The sequence below is a fragment of the Mixta mediterraneensis genome (assembly GCF_030283135.1).
Classification (GTDB): domain Bacteria; phylum Pseudomonadota; class Gammaproteobacteria; order Enterobacterales; family Enterobacteriaceae; genus Pantoea; species Pantoea mediterraneensis.
The window spans coordinates 1-24,029 of record NZ_JASUAZ010000003.1 but is presented as its reverse complement, the minus strand read 5'-3'; the positions used below and the strand labels follow the sequence as shown (position 1 = coordinate 24,029).

25 protein-coding genes are annotated in these 24,029 nt (G+C 50.9%); 16 read left to right on the top strand and 9 right to left on the bottom strand.

Going from position 1 to position 24,029, the window contains the following annotated elements; translation table 11 throughout:
* Window positions 1–2: 2 nt before the first annotated feature.
* From QRY16_RS03260 to speA, 4 genes are all read right to left on the bottom strand, one after another.
* Window positions 3–1,676 carry a polysaccharide biosynthesis/export family protein gene (locus QRY16_RS03260; RefSeq protein WP_289775627.1) on the bottom strand — a complete coding sequence of 558 codons (1,674 nt, stop codon included), beginning with the start codon at window positions 1,674–1,676 and terminating at the stop codon, window positions 3–5.
* Window positions 1,677–1,710: 34 nt separating this feature from the next.
* A complete protein-coding gene (locus QRY16_RS03255; RefSeq protein ID WP_289775626.1) occupies window positions 1,711–2,862 on the bottom strand; it encodes a capsule biosynthesis protein in 1,152 nt (383 codons plus the stop codon).
* Between the two features lie 1,145 nt (window positions 2,863–4,007).
* On the bottom strand, window positions 4,008–4,145 hold the full coding sequence (locus QRY16_RS03250; RefSeq protein ID WP_289775625.1) for a hypothetical protein: 138 nt from the start codon (window positions 4,143–4,145) through the stop codon (window positions 4,008–4,010).
* A 308-nt stretch (window positions 4,146–4,453) separates the two neighbouring features.
* On the bottom strand, window positions 4,454–6,430 hold the full coding sequence (gene speA / locus QRY16_RS03245; protein ID WP_289775624.1) for a biosynthetic arginine decarboxylase: 1,977 nt from the start codon (window positions 6,428–6,430) through the stop codon (window positions 4,454–4,456).
* A gap of 817 nt (window positions 6,431–7,247) precedes the next feature.
* On the opposite strand from speA, the gene metK reads away from it, so the two are divergent.
* The 8 genes from metK (at window position 7,248) to ruvX (ending at window position 14,556) form a co-directional block, all read left to right on the top strand.
* Window positions 7,248–8,399 (top strand): methionine adenosyltransferase, encoded by a 1,152-nt coding sequence (gene metK, locus QRY16_RS03240; protein ID WP_289775623.1) that lies wholly within the window; start codon window positions 7,248–7,250, stop codon window positions 8,397–8,399.
* A 455-nt stretch (window positions 8,400–8,854) separates the two neighbouring features.
* Window positions 8,855–10,252 carry a sugar porter family MFS transporter gene (locus QRY16_RS03235; RefSeq protein WP_289775622.1) on the top strand — a complete coding sequence of 466 codons (1,398 nt, stop codon included), beginning with the start codon at window positions 8,855–8,857 and terminating at the stop codon, window positions 10,250–10,252.
* A gap of 85 nt (window positions 10,253–10,337) precedes the next feature.
* Window positions 10,338–10,850 carry a SprT family zinc-dependent metalloprotease gene (locus tag QRY16_RS03230; RefSeq protein ID WP_289775621.1) on the top strand — a complete coding sequence of 171 codons (513 nt, stop codon included), beginning with the start codon at window positions 10,338–10,340 and terminating at the stop codon, window positions 10,848–10,850.
* A 74-nt stretch (window positions 10,851–10,924) separates the two neighbouring features.
* A complete protein-coding gene (gene endA, locus QRY16_RS03225) occupies window positions 10,925–11,632 on the top strand; it encodes a deoxyribonuclease I (protein WP_193406003.1) in 708 nt (235 codons plus the stop codon).
* Window positions 11,633–11,706: 74 nt separating this feature from the next.
* Window positions 11,707–12,438: a 16S rRNA (uracil(1498)-N(3))-methyltransferase gene (gene rsmE / locus QRY16_RS03220; protein WP_289775620.1), complete on the top strand. Its 732-nt coding sequence runs from the start codon at window positions 11,707–11,709 to the stop codon at window positions 12,436–12,438.
* Window positions 12,439–12,544: 106 nt separating this feature from the next.
* Entirely contained in the window at window positions 12,545–13,489 is a 945-nt protein-coding gene (gshB, locus tag QRY16_RS03215; protein WP_289775619.1) for a glutathione synthase, read from the top strand.
* An 84-nt stretch (window positions 13,490–13,573) separates the two neighbouring features.
* Window positions 13,574–14,137, top strand: a complete 564-nt coding sequence (locus QRY16_RS03210) for a YqgE/AlgH family protein (RefSeq protein WP_193406006.1) — start codon at window positions 13,574–13,576, stop codon at window positions 14,135–14,137.
* Window positions 14,137–14,556 (top strand): Holliday junction resolvase RuvX, encoded by a 420-nt coding sequence (gene ruvX / locus QRY16_RS03205; protein WP_289775618.1) that lies wholly within the window; start codon window positions 14,137–14,139, stop codon window positions 14,554–14,556. Before QRY16_RS03210 ends, ruvX begins: the two co-directional genes overlap by 1 nt.
* Here ruvX and QRY16_RS03200 read toward each other — a convergent pair.
* Window positions 14,550–15,545, bottom strand: coding sequence for a type IV pilus twitching motility protein PilT (locus tag QRY16_RS03200; RefSeq protein ID WP_289775617.1), 996 nt, complete (start codon window positions 15,543–15,545; stop codon window positions 14,550–14,552). The two genes, ruvX and QRY16_RS03200, sit on opposite strands and share 7 nt — an antisense overlap.
* Window positions 15,546–15,559: 14 nt before the next feature.
* Here QRY16_RS03200 and QRY16_RS03195 point away from each other — a divergent pair, with 14 nt between their 5' ends.
* Genes QRY16_RS03195 through hemW form a run of 4 tightly spaced genes read left to right on the top strand, consistent with a single transcriptional unit; the run spans window position 15,560 to window position 18,575 of the window.
* Window positions 15,560–16,267 carry a YggS family pyridoxal phosphate-dependent enzyme gene (locus QRY16_RS03195; RefSeq protein WP_289775616.1) on the top strand — a complete coding sequence of 236 codons (708 nt, stop codon included), beginning with the start codon at window positions 15,560–15,562 and terminating at the stop codon, window positions 16,265–16,267.
* 12 nt (window positions 16,268–16,279) lie between these two features.
* The gene (locus QRY16_RS03190) at window positions 16,280–16,834 is read left to right on the top strand and encodes a YggT family protein (RefSeq protein ID WP_193406010.1); all 555 of its coding nucleotides are present in this window, start codon (window positions 16,280–16,282) and stop codon (window positions 16,832–16,834) included.
* Between the two features lie 21 nt (window positions 16,835–16,855).
* On the top strand, window positions 16,856–17,449 hold the full coding sequence (locus QRY16_RS03185; protein ID WP_289775615.1) for an XTP/dITP diphosphatase: 594 nt from the start codon (window positions 16,856–16,858) through the stop codon (window positions 17,447–17,449).
* Entirely contained in the window at window positions 17,442–18,575 is a 1,134-nt protein-coding gene (gene hemW, locus QRY16_RS03180; protein ID WP_289775614.1) for a radical SAM family heme chaperone HemW, read from the top strand. Before QRY16_RS03185 ends, hemW begins: the two co-directional genes overlap by 8 nt.
* 51 nt (window positions 18,576–18,626) lie before the next feature.
* Here hemW and QRY16_RS03175 read toward each other — a convergent pair whose 3' ends face one another.
* From QRY16_RS03175 to trmB, 3 genes are all read right to left on the bottom strand, one after another.
* On the bottom strand, window positions 18,627–19,343 hold the full coding sequence (locus tag QRY16_RS03175; RefSeq protein ID WP_289775613.1) for a YggN family protein: 717 nt from the start codon (window positions 19,341–19,343) through the stop codon (window positions 18,627–18,629).
* A gap of 163 nt (window positions 19,344–19,506) precedes the next feature.
* Window positions 19,507–19,833 (bottom strand): YggL family protein, encoded by a 327-nt coding sequence (locus QRY16_RS03170; RefSeq protein ID WP_289775612.1) that lies wholly within the window; start codon window positions 19,831–19,833, stop codon window positions 19,507–19,509.
* Window positions 19,833–20,552: a tRNA (guanosine(46)-N7)-methyltransferase TrmB gene (gene trmB / locus QRY16_RS03165; RefSeq protein WP_289775611.1), complete on the bottom strand. Its 720-nt coding sequence runs from the start codon at window positions 20,550–20,552 to the stop codon at window positions 19,833–19,835. Before trmB ends, QRY16_RS03170 begins: the two co-directional genes overlap by 1 nt.
* 154 nt (window positions 20,553–20,706) lie before the next feature.
* Between trmB and mutY the strand changes: the two genes are divergently transcribed.
* Genes mutY through QRY16_RS03145 form a run of 4 tightly spaced genes read left to right on the top strand, consistent with a single transcriptional unit; the run spans window position 20,707 to window position 23,613 of the window.
* Window positions 20,707–21,792, top strand: a complete 1,086-nt coding sequence (gene mutY / locus QRY16_RS03160) for an A/G-specific adenine glycosylase (RefSeq protein WP_289775610.1) — start codon at window positions 20,707–20,709, stop codon at window positions 21,790–21,792.
* On the top strand, window positions 21,792–22,064 hold the full coding sequence (locus QRY16_RS03155; RefSeq protein WP_009087157.1) for an oxidative damage protection protein: 273 nt from the start codon (window positions 21,792–21,794) through the stop codon (window positions 22,062–22,064). Before mutY ends, QRY16_RS03155 begins: the two co-directional genes overlap by 1 nt.
* A gap of 53 nt (window positions 22,065–22,117) precedes the next feature.
* Entirely contained in the window at window positions 22,118–23,197 is a 1,080-nt protein-coding gene (gene mltC / locus QRY16_RS03150; RefSeq protein WP_193406017.1) for a membrane-bound lytic murein transglycosylase MltC, read from the top strand.
* Between the two features lie 47 nt (window positions 23,198–23,244).
* A complete protein-coding gene (locus QRY16_RS03145; RefSeq protein ID WP_289775609.1) occupies window positions 23,245–23,613 on the top strand; it encodes a hypothetical protein in 369 nt (122 codons plus the stop codon).
* A gap of 142 nt (window positions 23,614–23,755) precedes the next feature.
* Here the strand turns inward: QRY16_RS03145 and QRY16_RS03140 are convergent.
* A partial coding sequence (locus tag QRY16_RS03140) for a hypothetical protein (RefSeq protein ID WP_289775608.1) occupies window positions 23,756–24,029 on the bottom strand: 274 nt, incomplete at its 5' end.

Sequence of the window (24,029 nt, the reverse complement as noted above, 5' to 3'; positions counted from 1 at the left end):
CCTTAAATCGACAGAATCACTTTCGCGCCAACGGCCAGCTGATACAGGATGGTGGAAATGCCGCGTGTCACTTCGATATTCTTCGACTCATATTTCGGCAGCACCATCAACTCGTCGCCCGGATTTAAGGAACCCACATCTTCAGCATTCTCAGCTGCACCATTTTGACGAATCACGATAATTTTGGCGTTGCTGGTTTTCTGCGTCAGGCCGCCACATTTCTCAATGTAATCTTGCGGGCTAAGTCCCTTCTCCCAGCTCACTGCATTCGGGAACAGCACTTCGCCATGTACCATCACCAGCGAACTCTTCTCTGGAATATTGATCACGTCGCCATCTTCCAGTAACACGGAGTCCAGGTTTTTTTCGTTAAGAATCACTTCGCCTTTTGGCACCACGGTGCGGGCTTTTGCCACAAAGCGGCTGATAAGCTGGGCTTCCTGCATACGCAGGCTGGCTTCTTCTTTGGTCGAAGATTGCGCCGACAGCGAGGCTTCTTCCAGTTTTTGCAACGACAGATCCAGCATCTCTTTCTGGCGTGTCGCCACGCTCTGGCGATAAAGCTGAATGGCTTTCAACTGCGACATGCTGTTAGAACGAATCTGCGCCAGTACGGAACGCATGGTTGAACCATAAGGCAGTACTAGTGCATGTTCGCCAGAATGCGCACCTTCAATGCGAACCTGGATAGTGCCAGCGTAACGGTCAGAGCTAATAATTAGCGTATCGCCATCCTGCAACATACGACCTGCGGCGGTGTTCAGCGGATAATATTCGCTGCGCTTCATCGTGCCTTGCTGACGCATAATGGTCATGTGTGTCGCACCTGGTTTCGGACGCGCCCAGCTCAACGCCTCCGTCACAGGAATGGTGCTGTCACGGAATTCAAAGTCATAGCTATTGAACACATCGCCCTGCACGCTAAAGGTATGCTGGCGCGGACCAACCACAATGGTGTCCCCATCGGCGAACTGTGAAAGACCAAGTTTACCGTTGAGCAAGAAGTCATACAGATTGACAGAAGAGCGCACACGATTACCGCGTTTCACCACTATGTCCACGTAGCTACCGCGATCAGGATCGACGCCGCCGGCTTTGACCAGGTAATTGAGTAAAGAGTCCGAGGTCACGCCGCCATAAAGCCCTGGATTGCGCACAAAACCGGTGACATAAACTTTTACTGGCTGCGCCTGCAACAGCGAAGCGTAGACGTTCACATTACTTTGATATACCTGTTTAACACGCGTCGTCACCAGGTTATTTAGCTGGCTATTGCTGATACCGGCAACCTTCAGCGGGCCGACGTTCGGCAGGAAGATATTGCCTTTAGGATCGACCGCCAGCGCGCCATCAAAAGTGAATGCGCCCCACAAACGCACCTGGATGGTGTCGCCAAGGCTGATGACATAGTTCGGGTTAAAGCCGACGCTGGCGCCGTTATCGGCACTGTTGCCGTTGAACAACTGCGCACCAAACATGCGGCTCATCACCATCGGCGCGGTTGGCGGTGGCGTATTATCAAAGCCATCGCTGCTTTGTACCGTGTTCTGCTGACCAGTAATAAAAGAAGGTAACGGTGCTGCGCCGGTCAGATTAGGATCGGCATTTATATCGATTGCGCTGGCGGGTAGAGCCTGGCACGCAGCAATGAATAACAGAGACTTCAATAATTTCATGGCGAACTCGTTCAATTTCCCTGGGGCGACGGCATTAATCTTTATGATCTTCAATAACAGCCAGCAGCAGTTTCAGCGTGCCGTACAGCAGGCAGCACACCAGTAACCAGCAGGCAATTAAATAAGGGACATTCGGGAAGGTGGATTCTTGTGGCTGCTGCGGCGAACTGATCACCGACAGCACTTTTAATTTACGTGCTGCTTCTACACGCGTCCTTTCAATAGAAGTAAGCGCTAACTTATAAATATCAGTATCGAAAGCCACTTTGGCTTTGATCTCTTCAAAATCTACAGCCATGCGGTTGAGCTTGTGCCCTTCTGGCGCGGTGATTTTGCTTTTCTCGTCATCAATCTGCGATTGCAGCGACGCGACGGCGTTTTTTGCGCTAATAACCTGCGGCGCATCGTCACGCAAATAAGTCAGCAAATTACGCAGGTCCGCTTCCATCTGGATTTTCTGTCCTACCAGCGTATTAACCAGCGTACTGGCGGCTAGTGCTTGCGCTTCGGGATCTAAGACATTGTTGTGGTTCTGATAAGACAGCAACTCGCCTTTGCTCTGGTCCAGTCTGGCGCGAGCTTTTTGCATTTCGTTTTCTGCAAAAGTCAGCTGATCGCGGGCAATACGATGAGAAAGTTCATTGATAAAACGCTCAGACTCCTTCAGCACCGCCTGGTTAAACTGCTTAGCAAATTCAGGCGTAAAGCCTTGTGTCTGAATATCCAGCAAACCGGTTTTATCGTCATAGGCCACGCTGATGCGGCTGCGGTAATACGCAAGAAAACGTTCGGCGGTTTCTTCTTTTGCTAAATGATTAAGAAAATCCAGTCCGCTGTGGCTGAAGGCTTCATGAAAATTAAGCTGTTTATCCAGTACGGCCAGCATATCCGGTGAATTAATGTACTCCTTTAAATAGAGCGCATCTTCTGCCGAGCTGGGGTTTGACGCACCCAGTAATAAACCAACGTTCAGGCTGCTGCCGTTAATATCATCAGAGCGTTTAATCGCCACTTTAGATTCGCTCATAAAGCGCGGCTGGCTGAAAATTATCAGGTAAATCAGTAGCAGTGCCATTGGCAGTAAAATGATAATTTTGCCAAGGTGATTTTGCAGATTCGCCAGTGATAAGGCTGACAAGCGTCTGCGCATTATCAGAGTTGTGGACTTCGCTTTCTCAATTAACATGGTGCTTTCATCATTTATTTTATGTGCTCACGCAGATAGCCACGCCTGAAGCTGCGTCGTTTATGTCTGCGGACTAGCGTTAAATTTCACCAATCGGTGACTTTATTCTGTTTATCTATCGACAATCGTTTGAAAACAGAACTATACATTCCTTATATCGTACTTTAGTACTGGCTATACTCTTAGAGGGATCTTTAAATAAACCTTTAAAATCAAACGATTAATAAGATTAAGTTGCTTTTTACCGGTTAAATAACAACATGGTCATTTGGCAAACGTGATCGTTTACTTAAGGAATTTATCAGCCTGAGCCTGTCCTTCTTTTTTCTGCATTTGTGTTGCTTACGAGCTATCACGATACTGTTTTAGTTTTTAGTTAAATAATAAGCAGCCATGAACATTCACTTCCTGGATCGTTCTTTTTTCGCGCGACCTGCCACTCGTTTTATCATTAAAAAAGACAAAAAAAGGGCCTCCTGTTTATCACAGGATATTTTTAGCAGTGTTTCCTGGCGCAGATCGCCAGTCAAAAAACAGCGTGACTGACGGGAGGAAGTTTTAGCGAATCCTATGTAACATAGCGTAAGAAATGGCACAAGATGTTTAAGAAATTTCTTAACACATAACGCTGTGTTTTTTTACACCAGACTTACTAGCCAGATACAATAATTTTAAAAAAACCATTTAATACAGTAGGTTAATCAACAGCACTCTATTGCTTTTCCTCTTTATTAGTAATGGATATTGTAGTTACAGATAATAGCTAAAAAGTGTTATACAATTTTCAATTCGGTATAACTAGCAGGCGATTAGTTTTCACTTAAAACTAAAAAACCGGGGCGGGAGGTGCTTATAAATCACGCTCTCATTATGCAGAGGGGACTTTAGGGAAATTCATCATTTGAAGCCAGCTCGCTAGCACGTCATAGAGTAACTTATTCTTATGTGTATGCGTAAATATCACAAACCCTAAAACGGAAAACGCTGACAGAAAACTGAGAAAAATCTACGAATTATATCAATAAGTTAATTCAGAGATTAACCGTTCAGAATGGTATAAACAAAAACCAAAAATACAGAAGAGATTAAGAGGAAAACAGGAAAGAACAGGCATCATTGAAGAAATCAGTGTACTGACTTCTTTACTAATAATCGTTATCAATATCCTTTGCAGCCGACTTCACCACTGCCACACCAATGATTAAGGCCAGAAAGAATGTGATTCCCAGGCCATAAAGCACATATTCCACATAACCACCTTTGCTGTTTTGCTCTTTACGCATTAGGACATGCTCTCAGTATGGCAGTTCAATACCTAACGTATAACCTGGCAATATTTCAATAGGGTTACGATTCACATCTTAGTTGCATAAAAACATTGGCATAATCCACCATATCTTTTTGAAAAAAATGATTTTTCTCGGGCGAGGACAAGTGCGGAGTGAGCGTAGTGCGATTTTTCGGAAAAGCTGAAAAAGCATGAAACTGTAAAACAAAACCACTGGCTGCGTTAACAACCAGGCTTGTTAGTAAGAGTGCAGAATGCCTTTAATTACAGGCTGAGCACGCAAAGTGCCCAGCCCAATGCAGATTACTCGTCTTCTAAATAGGTATACCCATAAAGACCACTTTCGAATTCTTGCAGGAATTGCTCGCGCAGATCTTCATCAAGCTCCGTTTCTGTTACCTGATTACGGAACAGCGTCATCAACTCATTGGGATCGAGCTGAACGTAGCGCAACATATCCGCAACGGTATCGCCTTCATCAGAAAGCTGCACATCCACTTCGCCGTCTGGACGGGCATACACATCCACCGCTTCGGTATCACCGAACAGGTTGTGCATGTTGCCCAGGATCTCCTGATAAGCGCCCACCATAAAGAAACCCAGCATAGGCGGATTGTCTACGTCATATTCTGGCATCGGCATGGTGGTGGCAATGCCGTCGCCATCAACGTAGTGATCGATGGTGCCATCGGAATCACAGGTAATATCAAGCAACACCGCACGGCGCTCCGGCTTTTTATTCAGCCCTTCCAGCGGCAGCACCGGGAATAGCTGATCAATTCCCCACGCATCCGGCATTGACTGGAACAGCGAGAAGTTGACGTAGATTTTGTCTGCCATTCGCTCCTGCAGCTCGTCAATGATTGGACGATGCGCGCGATTGCTCGGATCAAGATGCTGCTGAATGTAATGGCAGATACTGAGATAAAGCTGCTCAGCCCAGGAACGCTGTTTGAGATCGTAAGTACCGGAAGAGTAACCGGTATGAATATCAAACAAATCCATCTGGCTGTCGTGTAACCATTCACGCAATGAACGACGCGTGTTTGGCTCGTGCATCTCTTGCCAGGTTTCCCACATGCTGAGAATCGGACGCGGTGCATCGGTATCTGGCGTTTCCGGCTCGCTGAACTCATTACGCTCAACGCCAATAATATTGGACACCAACACAGTGTGATGCGCGGTTACTGCACGTCCAGACTCAGTGATCACCGTCGGATGTTCAAGGCCGTGCTCATCACACGCATCGCCAATTGCCCAAATCACGTTGTTGGCGTACTCATTCAGGCCGTAGTTGACCGAGCAGTCAGACTGTGAACGGGTGCCTTCATAATCCACGCCCAATCCACCGCCGACGTCAAAGCACTTAATATTGACGCCCAGTTTGGCCAGCTCAACGTAGAAACGCGCCGATTCACGAACGCCCGTGGCGATGTCGCGAATATTCGCCATCTGTGAGCCAAGATGGAAATGCAGCAGTTGCAGGCTGTCGATACGGCCCGCATTACGCATGATCTCAACCAGTTTCAGTACCTGCGTCGCCGACAAGCCAAATTTGGATTTTTCACCGCCGCTCGACTGCCATTTACCGGACCCTTGCGACGCCAAGCGGGCGCGAATACCCAGGCGCGGCACAACGTTCAGGCGTTCAGCCTCTTCAAGTACCAGCCGCACTTCGGTCATTTTTTCGAGCACCAGATAAACCTTGTGCCCCATTTTCTCGCCAATCAGCGCCAGGCGAATGTATTCGCGGTCTTTGTAGCCGTTACACACAATCACTGAGCGCGTTTGCCCGGCATGCGCCAGCACCGCCATCAGTTCCGCTTTCGAACCGGCCTCCAGCCCCAGCGGTTCGCCGGAATGGATAAGAGACTCAATCACGCGTTTGTGCTGGTTAACTTTGATCGGATAGACCAGGAAGTAATCACCGGTATAACCGTAGGATTCGCGTGCGCGTTTGAACGCGGCGTTAATAGAACGCAAACGATGCTGCAAAATCTGCGGAAAGCAGAACAGAGCAGGCAGGCGCTGGCCTTGCGCTTCGCGCTCTTTCACCAGCCTGGCTAAGTCAACGCGCACGTCCGGCTGATCCGGGTCCGGGCATACGCTAATATGGCCCAGTTCGTTTACGTCGTAATAGTTGTTGCCCCACCAGGCGATGTTATAGGTACGCAGCATTTTGCTGGCATCCTGATCGTTCATTGCTACCTCCTGCATTGAGCGGAGTGCACCCTGTTCGCCAGCTGACGAACCCTTGATATTCTTCACGTCGTCAGACATCACGAACCTCAATTTTCCGTTGAAAGATAAAACTATTAACCGGCTTTACTGCCGCTAATCTGGAAATTCGTTGCCCCATGTAACGCAAGGTCCTGTTCACCTGACGTTGCCGTCAGTGCGATTCACGCATGAGAGTAAGTGTAAAACACCCCGGCCAGTTACGTATAAAAGGACCACGGATAATGTGCGTCATTCACCTGCATCAGCATAATGAAGGAACTAAAACGTAAGGATAGCGCGACAGATTAACCGGCGCTCGTGTCGGGATAATTACCGCAACGAACAAAATGTCGGCAAGACAGAGAAAAAGATGGGAAGCAGGAGAAAACCAGCGCGGCGCAACTGCGCAGAGAACCGAAAGGGAAGAGAATAGGGTTCATTACTTGTATCACCTCCACACATACCAGGGGTATATGGAAAACAACCTGGGTGAATGTCAGAAGCAATTCTGACAGGCGCGACGCGTGATGACGTCATCCTTTTTGCTGCTTAAAAGCAGCGGCGTTTTATACAGTTTGCAGCTAAAAAATGAAAAAAGATTATTTGGTTATTCGCTGTACAGCCGGAAAAATTTCTTTGTTTTGTCGATATGTAAAATGCTGAAACAGAAAAAGGGCTGGTAATTCGCGCATTCTGTAACCTAAAATAGACGTCCAGATGGTTTTCCATCTAAACAGGTTAATATCCAGGCGGTGTTAGCCTGATGTACTGGCACTTCCTAACTGCTCGCGGCTTTGCCTGAAGGGGCGTTGAGTCAGGTCCGGCCTCACTTACGCTATGCAGTCGAATTCAAACCATTTGTAAGGTAAAGAACAGAATGGCTAAACACCTTTTTACGTCCGAGTCCGTATCAGAAGGACATCCTGATAAAATCGCTGACCAAATCTCTGATGCCGTGCTCGATGCAATCCTGGAACAGGATCCAAAAGCACGCGTGGCCTGCGAAACTTACGTTAAAACCGGTATGGTTCTGGTTGGCGGTGAAATCACCACCAGCGCCTGGGTCGACATTGAAGAGATCACCCGTAACACCGTACGTGAAATCGGCTATGTTCATTCCGATATGGGCTTTGATGCCAACTCTTGCGCTGTGCTGAGCGCAATCGGTAAGCAATCTCCAGACATCAACCAGGGCGTTGACCGTACCGATCCGCTGGAACAAGGCGCAGGTGATCAGGGCCTGATGTTTGGTTATGCCACCAACGAAACCGACGTGCTGATGCCAGCGCCAGTGACTTACGCACACCGTTTAGTACAGCGTCAGGCGGAAGTACGTAAAAACGGTTCATTACCGTGGTTGCGTCCTGATGCGAAAAGCCAGGTTACTTTCCAGTACAACGACGGCAAGATCGTCGGTATCGATGCTGTCGTGCTGTCAACGCAGCATGCGGAAGAGATCAGCCAGAAAGACCTGCAAGAAGCAGTGATGGAAGAGATTATTAAGCCTGTGCTGCCATCAGAATGGTTAAACGCTTCCACCAAATACCACATTAACCCAACCGGTCGTTTTGTTATCGGCGGCCCAATGGGTGACTGTGGTCTGACCGGCCGTAAAATTATTGTGGATACTTACGGCGGCATGGCTCGTCACGGTGGCGGCGCGTTCTCAGGTAAGGATCCATCAAAAGTTGACCGTTCAGCCGCTTACGCTGCACGCTATGTTGCGAAAAATATCGTGGCGGCCGGTCTGGCGGATCGTTGTGAAATTCAGGCTTCTTACGCTATCGGCGTTGCTGAACCAACGTCTATCATGGTTGAAACCTTCGGCACCGAGAAAATCTCTAGCGAGCAGCTGACTCTGCTGGTCCGTGAGTTCTTCGATCTGCGTCCTTACGGTTTGATTCAGATGCTGGATCTGCTGCATCCAATCTATAAAGAAACCGCTGCATATGGTCATTTTGGCCGTGAGCATTTCCCATGGGAAAAAACTGACAAAGCGGCACTCCTGCGCGACGCTGCCGGTCTGTAAGTATAAGTTCACGCTTTCCTCTAAGCATTACCTGAAAGCCCTGCTGATAAAGCGGGGTTTTTTATTGCCGTTTTTCAGGCGCGATGAAAAATTGCCGCCAGCCAGCAGTTTTTTTTATCTCAGCTACACTTCTTTTCGCCTTTCCTGTAAGAGAAATGTTAACGATTACAGTTTTAAACGCTTTATTTATCTGTAATTTAAAAATTAAACGACGTAGTTATTCTGGTGAAAATGCGTTATTTTCAGCGTCGTCTGATTGCTGATAATTAGAGTAATGTCAGATACTTAATGAGTGCTATACCTCACTGGTTATTTGACCTTTTTGGGCTGAAAATGCTGAATTTCAGGGCTTCAGCTTGTGTAAACGATTACACTGATGTGATCGCCCTCACTTTTTTCCCGGACAAGGTTTTTTAACATTGATAAAAACAACGATGGATAAATCTGGAGGCACTATGCCTGGCAACACACACAAAAGCAGAACATCAAATAAGGCGATGACCTTTTTTGTCTGCTTCCTGGCGGCTCTTGCTGGCCTGCTGTTCGGCTTGGATATTGGCGTTATCGCCGGTGCTTTGCCGTTCATCGCAAAAGACTTTAACGTTACGGCACACCAGCAAGAGTGGATCGTCAGCTCAATGATGTTCGGTGCAGCCGTTGGTGCTATCGGTAGTGGCTGGATGTCGTCTCGCCTGGGCCGTAAGAAAAGCCTGATGGCAAGTGCAATTCTGTTCGTAATCGGTTCTCTGTGGTCGGCAATGTCGCCAAACCCTGAGATGCTGATTTGCGCGCGCGTTTTACTGGGCCTGGCTGTGGGTATCGCTTCCTACACTGCGCCGCTTTATCTCTCTGAAATCGCGCCAGAAAAAATACGCGGCAGTATGATTTCGCTGTATCAGCTGATGATCACTATCGGTATCCTTGGGGCTTATCTGACAGATACGGCATTCAGCTTCACTGGCAACTGGCGCTGGATGCTGGGCGTCATCACCATTCCTGCGGCGCTGCTGCTGGTTGGGGTGTTTTTCCTGCCTAACAGCCCTCGCTGGCTGGCGGCGAAAGGCAACTTCCGTGATGCACAGCGCGTGCTGGATCGCCTGCGCGATACCAGCGAGCAGGCAAAGCGTGAGCTGGATGAAATTCGTGACAGCCTGAAGATCAAGCAATCCGGTTGGGGCCTGTTCAAAGACAACAGCAATTTCCGTCGTGCAGTATTCCTCGGCATTCTGTTGCAGGTGATGCAGCAGTTCACCGGTATGAATGTCATCATGTACTATGCGCCGAAAATCTTTGAGATTGCGGGCTTTTCTAACACCACGGAACAGATGTGGGGCACGGTAATCGTTGGCCTCGTCAACGTACTGGCTACCTTTATCGCGATTGGTCTGGTGGACCGCTGGGGCCGTAAACCAACGCTGATCCTCGGCTTCCTGGTGATGGCTGCGGGCATGGGCATTCTGGGTACGATGCTGCATATAGGCATTAACTCGTCGGGTGCGCAATATTTTGCCATCGGCATGCTGCTGATGTTTATCATTGGCTTCGCTATGTCGGCGGGTCCGTTAATCTGGGTGCTGTGTTCTGAAATTCAGCCGCTGAAAGGCCGCGATTTTGGTATTACCGTATCCACGACCACCAACTGGATTGCGAATATGATCGTCGGTGCTACCTTCCTGACGATGCTGAATACGCTGGGCAACGCGCCGACCTTCTGGGTATACGCGCTGCTGAATGTGTTCTTTATCCTGTTGACGGTAATGCTGATTCCTGAGACCAAAAACATCTCGCTGGAGCACATCGAACGCAACCTGATGAAAGGCAGAAAACTGCGCGACATCGGTTCACACGACTGATAATCACCTTTGACGGCGGGACGTCTTCCCGCCGTTTTCTTTTCTGATATTGAGTTCACTCCCGCCTCCCCTTATTCTTAGCGCCATGAAAACTCCTCGCCTGCCCATCGCGCTCCAGCAAGCCGTGATGCGTTCTCTGCGCTATTCGCTTGATCTGGCTAATCAAACACTAGAGAGCGATTTCCCCGAACCTAAACTGGTTTATCAGCAGCGCGGTACGGCTGCCGGAACCGCCTGGCTGGAGAAGTGGGAAATCCGTCTCAATCCGGTTTTGTTGCTTGAAAACCAACAGGCGTTTATTGACGAAGTCGTGCCACATGAACTGGCGCATCTGCTGGTATGGAAAAAATTTGGTCGTGTTGCGCCACACGGCAAAGAGTGGAAATGGATGATGGAAAGCATACTTGGCGTGCCCGCTCAGCGTACCCATCGTTTTGAACTGGGATCGGTACGCAGCCGTACCTTCTCCTATCGCTGTCAGTGCCAGCAACACCAGCTCACTGTGCGTCGTCATAACCGGGTAGTACGTGGTGAAAGCGAATACCGCTGCGTTCACTGCGGCTGCCTGTTAAAACCAGGCGAGTATTCCCCTTCCTGAGCAGAATTCTCATTCCGCGTGATTCCCCATTCTGTTACCCTGCCGCCCTTTTTTAGGTCTGAGTAGATGGGAATATGTCTCGCAAAATTTGTATTACTGTTTCGCTGTTATTTGCTCCCTTTGCCGCCAGTGCGCTGAGTCTGAATAACTATCATCAGAATAATTTTCAGCAGGCTAAAGTTTATGCCGCGCAGATTAATGCTGACGCGCCGGGAACATTTTACTGCGGCTGTAAAATCAGCTGGAAAGGTAAAAAAGGCATTCCCGATCTGAACAGCTGCGGTTATCAGGTACGGAAAAATGCCAATCGTGCTGAACGCATTGAATGGGAACATGTCGTGCCTGCCTGGGAATTTGGTCATCAGCGGCAATGCTGGCAAAACGGTGGTCGCAAAAATTGCCGAAAAGATGCCGGGTATCGCCGTATTGAAACTGATCTGCATAATCTGCAACCCGCTGTCGGCGAAGTGAATGGCGATCGCGGTAACCTGGCCTATAGCCAGTGGAACGGCGGCGATCAGCCTTATGGTCAGTGCAGTATGAAAGTAGATTTCAGGCAGAAGGTTGCCGAGCCACCTGTACGTGCGCGCGGGGCGATTGCACGCACGTATTTTTACATGCGCGACCAGTATCATCTTCGCCTGTCACGTCAGCAAACCCAGCTTTTCACGGCGTGGAACAAGCTTTATCCGGTAACTGCATGGGAATGCGAACGTGATAAACGCATCGCGCGCGTGCAGGGCAACCATAATCCTTATGTATTGCAAGCTTGCCAGCGCTAAAAACCCTGCCCTAAACTAGCTGTTTTCTCGATTCTGCCGCGGCATTCAGCGCGGCGTTCATCCTCAGGAACCTTATGCGCATACCTCGCATTTATCATGCTGAACCGCTCAGCGTTGGCAGTGAAATTACCCTAGATGAAGATGCATCTAATCACGTCGGCCGTGTACTGCGTATGAGCAGCGGCCAGCGTCTGGAACTCTTCGATGGCAGTAATCTGACTTTTGCGGCAGAGATCACGCATGTTGATAAAAAGCGTGTAAAAGTAAGTGTCCTGGAAAGCCAGCTGAGCGATCGTGAATCACCTTTGTTCATGCATTTAGGCCAGGTGATGTCACGCGGTGAAAAAATGGAATTCACTATTCAGAAATCCATTGAGCTGGGTGTCAATGTGATTACGCCCCTGTTTTCTGAACGCTGTGGCGTAAAGCTGGATGCAGAAAGACTGGCAAAGAAGACCCAGCAATGGCAAAAGATCGCTATCGCTGCTTGCGAACAGTGTGGCCGCAATCGCGTACCGGAAATTCGCGAGGCGATGACGCTGGAAGCGTGGTGTGCCGAGGACGATAAGGGGCTAAAGCTCAATCTTCATCCTCGCGCCAGCCACAGTATTAATACGTTGCCGCAGCCGGTTGAGCGGGTGCGTTTGCTGATTGGCCCGGAAGGCGGCCTTACCGCTGACGAGATCGCCATGACAGCGCAACATGAATTTACTGACATTTTGCTTGGCCCTCGGGTTTTACGCACTGAAACCACCGCGTTGACCGCCATTACGGCACTTCAGGTGAGGTTTGGCGACCTGGGTTAAGCGATAATTTTTATGACGCACGCAGCACACACGGCGTCCTGACTGATCAGCCCAACGCTGACCGCAAGGAACGAGACGGTAATTCCGCCTCATTGAGGAGAGAATAATGATTAAGCTTGGCATCGTGATGGACCCCATCGCGTCCATCAATATTAAAAAAGACAGCAGCTTCGCCATGTTGCTGGAAGCACAGCGCCGTGGTTACGAAATCCACTACATGGAGATGGGTGATCTCTCGCTGCGTGGCGGTGTCTCTTATGCCCGCACCCGTCTGCTGAGCGTCGAGCAAAATTACGACGGCTGGTATCAGTTTGGCAGCGAGCAGGAGATTAAACTCGCCGATCTGAACGTGGTTCTGATGCGTAAAGATCCCCCCTTTGATACCGAATTTATCTATGCAACCTATATTCTGGAACGCGCAGAAGAGCAAGGCACGCTTATTGTTAACAAGCCGCAAAGCCTGCGTGACTGCAACGAAAAGCTCTATACTGCATGGTTTGCCGAGTTTACACCGGACACTTTAGTGACTCGCAATAAAGAGAAAATTCGCGCTTTCTGGCAAGAGCATGGCGATATCATCATGAAACCGCTGGATGGTATGGGCGGCGCGTCGATTTTCCGCGTGAAGCAAGAAGATCCTAACTTTTCAGTGATTACGGAAGCGTTGACCAACCATGGCAAATTCTTTTGCATGGCGCAGAATTATATTCCCGCCATCAAAGACGGCGACAAACGCGTTCTGGTCGTTGATGGAGAACCGGTGCCTTATTGCCTGGCGCGCATTCCGCAGGGTGGTGAAACGCGCGGTAATCTCGCCGCAGGCGGACGCGGTGAAGCTCGCCCGCTAACGGAAAGCGACTGGGAAATTGCCCGTCGCGTTGGTCCAACGTTGAAAGCAAAAGGGCTGATTTTTGTCGGTCTGGACATCATCGGTGATAAACTGACAGAAGTTAACGTGACCAGCCCGACATGCGTGCGCGAAATTGAGGCAGCATTCCCAATTTCAATCACCGGTATGTTGATGGATGCCATCGAAAAACGTCTGGGCTGAGCATGACGCCGGAGTCATGCTCCGAAATCAACCCAACACCGGCGGGCAATTGCGCGCCGGTTATTTTTGGTACATCGAGTGAGAATGAATTTACAGCATCATTTTTTGATTGCCATGCCTTCGCTGCAAGACCCTTTCTTCAAACGTTCCGTGGTGTACGTTTGTGAACACAACGAAGAAGGAGCCATGGGACTGATCGTCAACAAGCCCATGGAGAATCTGACGGTGGAAAGCATTCTTAAAAAGCTCAGGATCGATTCAGACAATCGCGATCCGGCCATTAAGCTGGATAAACCGGTATTTTCCGGTGGTCCACTGGCAGAAGATCGCGGTTTTATCCTGCACTCTGCACAACGCATTTTTTCCGCCAGTGTGCGTATCTCCGACACCACGGTGATCACGACTTCGCGAGATGTGCTGGAAGCGATTGGGACAAAATCGCAACCGGAGAACGTGCTGGTAGCGCTGGGCTACTGTGCCTGGGAAAAAGATCAGCTGGAAAGTGAGCTAATGGAAAATGCGTGGCTGACCACATCCGCAAACAGCAATATCCTGTTTAAAACACCCATTGCCGAGCGATGGCGTGAAGCGGCGCGCAGTATTGGCGTTGATATTCACAATATGGCCAGCGACGCCGGACACGCCTGATGTTAAATCATACCTTGCTAGGCTTCGACTTTGGCACCAAAAGCATCGGTGTGGCGGTAGGACAGCAGCTTACCGGCAGTGCTCGCCCGTTAGCGGCATTAAAGGCCCAGAACGGCACGCCAGACTGGCAGCAGATAGAAAAGCTGCTCAAAGAGTGGCAGCCCGACTTTGTCGTCGTCGGCTTACCGCTGAATATGGACGGTACAGAGCAGGAATTAACTGCCCGCGCGCGTAAGTTTGCCAATCGCCTCCACGGTCGCTTTGGTGTGCGCATCGAATTACAGGATGAACGTCTCAGTACAATTGAAGCGCGTGCCGGGCTGTTTGAGCGCGGGGGATATCGCGCTCTGAACAAAGGCTCGGTTGATTCCCAGTCTGCGGCAATCATTTTGCAAGACTGGTTCGAAACGCATTACTGAATCAATCCTTCTGCCTGACGCGCTAACATGCTCTGTTCAAAAGTCTGCATACCGGCATGTGCGCCGGTTTGTAGCACGCCGGGAATCTGGTACATCTTCCCTTCCCTGATCAGATTCGACACCGCCGATGTTGCCACCAGCACTTCAAACAGGCCAATGCGTTTGCCTTCAGACGAGGAGACCAGCCGCTGAGCGATCACCGCTTTCAGGCTGCCGGCTAATTGCGTACGCACCAGGTTTTTTTCTTCTGCCGGAAAAACATCAACCAAACGATCCACGGCCTGCGCTGCGCCACGTGTATGCAAGGTTGCCAGCACCAGATGCCCGGTTTCGGCTGCGGTCAGCGCCTGGCGAATGGTGTCGCTGTCACGCAACTCGCCCAGCAAGATCACATCCGGATCTTCACGTAGTGCAGCTTTCAGTCCGTGGCTAAACGAATGGCAATGTACGCCCACTTCACGCTGCTGGATCAGCGATTGCTGACTGTGATGAATAAACTCGATGGGATCTTCCAGCGTAATAATGTGTCGCGCCTGCTGACGGTTAATCGCATCCACGATAGCCGCCAGGGTGGTCGATTTACCGCTGCCGGTAGGACCGGTAATTAAAATCAGCCCGTCATCTTTTTCCAGCAGCGAGGACACTATCGCAGGCAAGCGTAAACTTTCCAGCGCCGGACACTGGCTGGCGATAGTACGTAATGCTAAAGACAGCCCCTGCCGCTGTCTGAACAGATTCGCGCGTAGCCGTTGACCACCGGATAAGTTCAGCGCGAAATCAAGCTGCCCTGCGGCTTTAAGCTGTTGCTGCTGCGCCTCATCCAGCCAGATATTGATAAACTGCGTCATCCATTGCGAAGTGACTTTCGGCCAGTCAGGCAAGGCTTCCAGACGGCCCTGCCGTCGCCAGTAGGGCAAATGTCCGCTGCAAAGGTGCAGATCGGCAGCGTTATGCTTTACACTAAGCGCCACAATTTCATCCAGATCCATAATTTCTCCTGACTATGACCTCAATTCAGCACAACCTACAGCAAGTCCGACAGCGAATCGCTGCTGCAGCCGCGCGTTGCGGCAGAGCTCCAGAAGAAATTACCCTGCTTGCAGTCAGCAAAACCAAACCTGCGAGCGCGGTCGAAGACGCCGTCGCCGCCGGGCAAATGGCCTTTGGAGAAAATTACGTGCAGGAAGGGGTTGAAAAAGTTCAGGCGTTGACCGCACATCCTCATCTGGAATGGCACTTTATCGGCCCGTTACAATCCAATAAAAGTCGCTTAGTGGCAGAAAATTTCGCATGGTGTCACACCGTGGACCGCCAGCGTATCGCGCAGCGTTTGAATGACCAGCGTCCGCTCTCACTGCCACCGCTTAATGTATTAATTCAGGTAAATATCAGTGACGAAAACAGCAAATCTGGCATCATGCTGGAGGCTGTGCCTGAGCTGGCGCAGCAAATAACACAATTACCGCAACTTCAACTACGCGGATTAATGGCGATTCCCGCACCAGAACGTGATTACGAACGACAGCTGGCAGTGTGTCAGCAAATGGCCGACGCATTTCTACAGCTGAAACAGCACTATGCCAGTGTCGATACGCTCTCACTGGGGATGAGCGATGATATGGAAGCCGCTATTGCCGCAGGCAGCACTATGGTGCGCATCGGCACTGCATTATTTGGCGCGCGCAATTACGCGAGCAAACCACAACAATAATTGAGGAACTTCATGTTAACAATGACGTTTTTAGTAAAAACGCTGATCGATCTCTACGTCATGGTGCTGCTGCTGCGCATCTGGATGCAGTGGTCACGCTGTGATTTTTACAACCCGCTGTCGCAGTTTGTAGTGAAGATTACTCAGCCAGTCATTAAGCCGCTGCGCCGCATTATTCCTGCGCTGGGACCGATTGATACCGCCTCTCTGCTGCTGGCTTTTGTACTGACTACGCTTAAATATCCGATCCTGTTATTGATTCAGGTTGGCGTGTTCTCGATTGATCCCACCAATCTGCTGGTCGGCCTGCTGTCACTGGTGAAATCGGCCGGTTACCTGGTGTTCTGGGTCATCATTATTCGCTCACTGATGAGCTGGATCAGCCAGGGCCGCGGGCCAGTTGATTACGTCCTGATTCAGCTGACCGAACCGCTGATGGCTCCGATTCGCCGGATTTTGCCAGCAATGGGCGGCATCGATTTCTCAGCAATGATTGTGATTCTGGTGTTGTATGCACTGAATTTTCTCGGCATGGACCTGTTCCCAGGTCTCTGGTATCTGCTGTAACCGAATTGAACTGGAACTGATATGCAAAAAGTTGTGCTCGCCACTGGCAATCCCGGCAAAGTGCGTGAACTGGCGGATCTGTTATCCGCCTTTGGCCTGGATATTGTGGCGCAAACCGAACTTGGCGTGGAATCGGCTGAAGAAACCGGCCTGACCTTTATCGAAAACGCCATTCTTAAAGCGCGTCACGCGGCGCAAATTACCGGTTTGCCGGCGATTGCTGATGACTCCGGCTTAGCGGTCGATGCACTTGGCGGCGCACCGGGAATCTATTCCGCGCGCTACGCCGGAGAACAGGCCAGCGATCAGCAGAATCTGGAAAAGCTGCTTACCGCGCTGGAAAATGTGCCCGACGGCCATCGCCAGGCGCAATTCCACTGCGTGCTGGTGTATCTGCGCCACGCCGACGATCCTACCCCGCTCGTCTTTCACGGTAGTTGGGAGGGCGTAATTACCCGCACCTGTGCCGGTGAAGGTGGCTTTGGGTATGATCCTGTCTTTTATGTTCCTGAAGCAGGAAAAACCGCCGCCGAGCTGAGCAAAGTAGAAAAAGGCGCGGTTTCTCATCGTGGTAAAGCATTGACGCTGTTGCTGGAAGCGCTGCGTAATGCCTAACCTACCGCCGTTGAGTCTGTACATCCATATTCCGTGGTGCGTACAAAAATGTCCTTACTGTGATTTCAATTCCCACGCGCTGAAAGATGAGGTGCCGCACATTGAGTATGTGCAGCACCTGCTACACGATTTGGAAAATGATCTGCCGCTGATTCATCATCGCGAAGTGCATACCCTGTTTATTGGTGGCGGCACGCCAAGCCTGTTAAGCAGTCATGCCATGCGGCTGCTTCTGGATGGTGTGCGCGAGCGCTTAACGCTGGCGGAAGGCGCTGAGATCACCATGGAAGCTAATCCGGGCGCGGTGGAAGCCGACCGCTTTAGCGCTTACCAACGCGCCGGTATTAACCGTATCTCAATTGGCGTGCAAAGTTTCAGTCCACAAAAGCTGGAGCGCCTGGGTCGTATCCACGGGCCTGAAGAGGCCAGACGCGCCGCACAGTTGGCAGAAGGTTTACAGCTACGCAGCTTTAATCTCGATCTGATGCACGGTTTGCCCGATCAGTCGCTGGAAGACGCGCTGGATGATTTGCGTCAGGCGATTGCGCTCAACCCACCGCATTTATCGTGGTATCAGCTGACCATTGAGCCAAATACGCTGTTTGCTTCCCGTCCACCTAAGCTGCCGGATGATGATGCGCTATGGGATATTTTCGAGCAGGGCCACCAGTTGCTGTCTGCTGCGGGGTATCAGCAATATGAGACGTCGGCCTACGCCAGGCCAGGCTATCGCTGCGAACATAACCTCAACTACTGGCGCTTTGGTGATTATCTCGGTATTGGTTGTGGCGCGCACGGCAAACTGACGCAGCCTGATGGCCGTATTGTGCGCACGGTGAAAACGCGTCATCCACGCGGCTTTATGCAGGGAAAATACCTTGATAAGCAATATGATGTCGCCGACACCGATAAGCCATTCGAATATTTTATGAACCGCTTCCGTCTGCTGGAGGCGGCACCGCGTAACGAATTTACGCGTTATACCGGCTTGTCTGAACAGGCAATTCGCCCACAGATGGATGCGGCAATTGCGGCGGGCTATGTTGTTGAAACAGATGAGTACTGGCAGATCAGCGAGAAAGGAAAGTTGTTTTTGAATTCGCTGCTGGAATTGTTTTTAGCCTGAGATAGCTGGCAAAGACGCATCAGCCAGAGCCGTTCTGGCTGATGCGGCAATTTACTTATTCAAATCTGCAACCAGGCTTTTACGCTGATCTTCCAGCGAAATGACGCGGTTACAAACTTCGTGTCCGAAGTTTTTGAAGTCCTGTTCCTGGTTGCTCCATTCCGCCTGAATCGACTGCTGAAGCCCACCAAGATTTCCCATAATAGCCTGTAGCGGGTTGCTGCCATTGCTGGCCTGTTTACTGCCCATTTCGTTCAGGCTGTCCTGCATAATACCGCCCAGCGTCGTCTGTACCAGCTGTTCGCCGTCAGCGCGCACCTGATCGATGGCCTGATGATGGAAAGTTAACCCGTCCGGACGATGCTCAATAATCCGGTTCATCTGCTGTTTTAACTGGCCATTCAGCGTACTGAGGCGATTACGCACGTTGCTGTCAGCGCCGAGCTTCTCAACAATGACTTTATCCAGCGCCACGCGGCTTTTTTCCAGTCGCGAAGTGGCTCCGCTGTCAATCCATGGAAGATCGCGACGCAACGCATTTTGGTAATCAATCGCTTTCTGGCGATCCGCATTGTTCATCGGCACTTTCTGAGCATTGAACTGCACGTCGCCCTGCGGCGTGATTTCCAGATTACCGTTAGCGCCGACTACCTGCACGCTTTGCGGCTTGATTATCACATCATCCTTCGGCTTCACGCTACATTCATACGCAGCCTGAGCCTGGGTCGCTGCTAACAGCAGCGCAGTAAGAAGCACTTTCCGAATCATTAACTCTCCTTATCCACCTGAAACCGTGCTGAAAGGTCGGGCATTCGCGCCGCAGTGATTTTTGTGCTGGTCAGCGCACAGCATCCAAAACCTACGGGTACGTGAAGAATGCGAACACTGCCCGGCAGGCAAAGCACAAGTAAGCCAGCCCGAGCGATCTAACTTAGTCCCACCAGACGTCAAAGAGTTCGGTAACCTGGATGTCTTGCAGCTTGCGATCCTGTAACCATTTACGCACCAGCTCACGGTGTTCCTCGGTGCATTTGCCGGTTTGCTGCAAACAAATCAGCCCTTCCCATGCCAGATAACCGCTACCGTCATAGGCCAGGCCATTGGGATCGATGGCTTCATTAATAAATTGATTCAGCGTTTCGTCGATTTCAGTTTCAGACATCCCCTCCGGGAAACGCCAGGCAACGGAGAAACCCAGCTCCTGAAACTCATCAATGTGTAATTTTTTACGTAAACGGCGGCTGCGTTGCGTGGCCATTATTTCACCCTCTCAAACATTAAATCCCATACGCCATGGCCTAAACGCTGCCCGCGCTGCTCAAATTTAGTCAATGGACGTGTCTCAGGACGCGGCACATAGTTCTGGCTCTCGGACTGATTTTTGTAACCATCAATGCTATTCATTACTTCCAGCATATGTACGGCATAAGCTTCCCAGTCAGTCGCCATATGGAATACGCCGCCCAGCTTCAGCTTGCGCATCACCAATTCGGCAAACGGGACCTGTACGATACGACGCTTATTGTGACGCGCTTTGTGCCACGGGTCAGGGAAAAACAGCTGAACCATACGCAGCGAGTTATCTGGAATCATCTCCTCCAGCACTTCTACTGCGTCATGACACATTACGCGCAGGTTTTCGACGCCCGCTTCTTTCGCTGCACTTAAACACGCGCCGACGCCCGGCGCATGAACTTCGATACCAAGAAAGTTTTGCTGGGGATTGTTTTGCGCCATGGTCACCAAAGAAGCGCCCATACCAAAACCAATTTCCAGCGTTACCGGCGCTTCGTGGCCAAACAGCAGTGGCAGATCGATTGGCTCCGGCTGATATTCCACGCCCATTTCCGGCCAGTAACTATCGAGCGCCAGTTGCTGGCCTTTGGTTAACCGACCCTGGCGGCGCACAAAACTGCGAATACGGCGCAGTGGGCGCCCGTTCTCATCAAATTCCGGAGTGATGACGTCATTAATCATGTCAAAGCCTGCTGGTTAGCCTGTTCTGGGAAACGGGCATTATGCAAAGTTCATAAACAGAAGCAAGCCTTTGCAATCTTCCGGTTTACACCCAGTTGCGCATGTGCTGGAATTCCTGCCTGAGTGTAGAGTAATCACGGAAAATTTCCTTCTTATGATGCAAGCGCCGCAGTTCGCGCAACAGGTGCTGGACTGGTATCAGCGCTTTGGCCGCAAAACCCTGCCGTGGCAGTTAGAGAAAACACCTTATAAGGTGTGGCTGTCCGAAGTGATGTTACAGCAAACCCAGGTTGCTACCGTTATCCCCTATTTTGAACGCTTTATGGCGCGCTTTCCGACGATTAATGAGTTAGCCGCTGCGCCGTTAGATGAAGTGCTACATCTCTGGACCGGTCTTGGCTACTACACTCGTGCACGTAATCTGCACAAAGCGGCAAAGCAGATTGTTGATGTGCACAAAGGTGAATTCCCGCAAAATTTTGATGATGTGGCGGCGCTGCCTGGCGTCGGTCGTTCAACGGCAGGGGCAATTTTGTCGCTGTCGCTGGGTCAGCATTTTCCGATTCTGGATGGCAATGTAAAACGCGTGTTGGCACGTTGCTATGCGGTGGCGGGCTGGCCGGGTAAAAAGGACATCGAAAAGCGCTTATGGCAAATCAGTGAAACCGTCACACCCGCCGAAGGCGTCAGCCAGTTCAACCAGGCAATGATGGATCTCGGTGCGATTGTCTGTACCCGCTCGAAACCCAAATGTGAAATTTGCCCGTTAAGCAGCGGCTGCGTGGCGTATGCTAACAACAGCTGGGCAAGTTATCCCGGTAAAAAGCCGAAACAAATTTTGCCCGAACGCAGCGGCTGGTTCCTGATGATTCAACATGGCGACGAAGTCTGGCTGGAACAACGTCCAGCGGTGGGATTATGGGGAGGTTTGTTCTGCTTTCCACAATTTATCCATGAAGAAGCCTTAATTGACTGGTTAGAGGCACGCGGCATCTACGCTAAGCCGCAGCAGTTAACCGCTTTTCGTCATACCTTCAGCCATTTCCATCTGGATATTGTTCCCATGTGGCTGGCATGGCCTTCTGCCGGGGCGGCGATGGATGAAGCAGGCGGTCTCTGGTATAACTTAGCGCTGCCACCGTCAGTGGGATTAGCTGCACCTGTCGAGCGACTTTTGCACGAGTTGCGCCATCCCCAACAACTGGCTTTGCACAGTTGTGAGATTAATGAGGAAGAATAATGAGCCGCACCATTTTTTGTACTTTTTTACAACGTGACGCTGAAGGTCAGGACTTTCAGCTCTATCCTGGCGATCTGGGCAAGCGTATTTACAACGAAATATCCAAAGAAGCCTGGCAGAAGTGGATGGCCAAGCAGACCATGTTGATCAATGAAAAGAAGCTCAACATGATGAACCCGGAAGACCGTAAAGTGCTGGAAAAGGAGATGGTGAATTTCCTGTTTGAAGGCAAAGATGTGCATATTGAAGGCTACACGCCGCCCGAAGCGTAAATACTTTTGGCCTCTACATTGAGGCCACTATCCTGGTCAGGCACACATTTCCAATGAATAAAAATTTGCTAGCCCTGCTGGTGATCGCACCACTTTTGGTTTCCTGTTCTGGACAAAAAAAACAGCTGTTTCACGAAGACTGGGTTAAGGATACCAACGGATTTGACATTTTAATGGGCCAGTTCGCCCATAACATTGAGAATATTTGGGGTATCAATGAGGTTCTGATCGCCGGACCGAAAGATTATGTCAAATATAGCGATAACTATTACACCCGCAGCCACATCAACTTCGAAAGCGGCAGTATTACCATCGAGACTATTGCCGGAACCGATCCGATGGCCAGTCTGCGTCAGGCGATTGTGACCACGCTGTTGATTGGTGACGATCCAGGCAATGTCGATCTTTACTCTGATGCCAACGATATTGTTATCAGCAAAGAGCCGCTGCTATACGGTCAGGTGCTGGATAATACCGGCCAGGCTATCCGCTGGCAGGGTCGCGCCGAAAACTTCGCTGATTATCTGATCAAAAATAAATTGAAGCGCCGCATGTCGGGCCTGCATGTGATTTATTCGATCACTATCCCGATGGTGCCGAACCACCTCGATAAACGCGCCCATAAATATCTGCCGATAGTGCGCAAAGCCGCCGAAGAGTATGGCGTGGATGCCTCGCTGATTCTGGCGATTATGCAAACCGAATCGAGCTTTAACCCCTATGCGGTCAGCCATGCCGACGCGCTGGGTTTGATGCAGGTGGTGCAACATACGGCTGGTGTTGATGTGTTCCGCATGAAAGGCAAATGGGGCAAGCCAAGCCGCAGCTATTTGCTTGATCCAGAGAATAATATCGACGCAGGAACGGCGTACTTGTCTATTCTGCAAAAAAGTTATTTAGGCGGCATTCAGGATCCCCTGTCCCGGCGTTATGCAGTGATCACCGCTTACAACGGTGGTGCAGGCAGCGTACTCCGGGTGTTTTCGAGTGATAAGGATCGTGCGTTCAGTGTTATCAACGCCATGTCGCCGAGCGAGGTTTATCAGACGCTGGCGAAACAGCATCCGTCAGCAGAGTCACGTCGTTATTTATACAAGGTGAGTACGGCGCAGCGTAGTTACCATCGGTATTGACAGGAGCCGAACGGGGTTCGGGAAACGCCAGGCGTTTCATCCTTTGTATGGCGTGCAGGTTTTACCTGCCGGGTGGGGTTTCACTCCGTGAGGTTTCTGACCGCCAGGCGGGGGAGTCAGCATGGCCTGACAGGCCGGTCAGGCACGCAGGGTGGGATGGTTCACTCCGTGAAGTTTCTGACCGCCAGGGGGGGAAGTCAGCATGGCCTGACGAGCCGGTCAGGCACGCAGGGTGGGATGGTTCACTCCGTGAAGTTTCTGACCGCCAGGGGGGGAAGTCAGCATGGCCTGACGAGCCGGTCAGGCACGCAGGGTGGGATGGTTCACTCCGTGAGGGTTCCGCCCGCCAGGCGGGGGGGAGTTTCAGCCCGGCCTGTGCAGGCGGACGTGTTAAGGGGCTTACGCCCGCCCCTTAACAATCCCGGCGTCCGGCAGCCTTCGCTGTCCCTTCGTCACTCACTGCGGCCTGACGGATGCCTCCTCAGACCGCCTTCTGTGAGTGATAAGTTTTTTCTCAGCCAGGCATTGTCTGTTGGCTGGGATGCAAAAACTACAAAATTATCGCGATAAATTCATAAAAGGAAAAAGCCGCTGTTGCAGCGGGGGGTTACCAGAGGCCATCCCGTCCGCTGAGCGGATGAGGGATTTCAGGACGAGCGGCAGGGAGGCCGCGAAGAGGACGGCATGAGCCAGGACGGCGAATCCGTCCGGTCCGTAAAGAAATCGCGAAGAAGCGAAGGCACCGCGCAGCGGCGGGCGGGCTGGCCGGAAGCGCGGGTCAAGGGTTGCCGCTCTGCAACCCTTGTCGGTCGCCCGCAGCGGCAGTAATGAA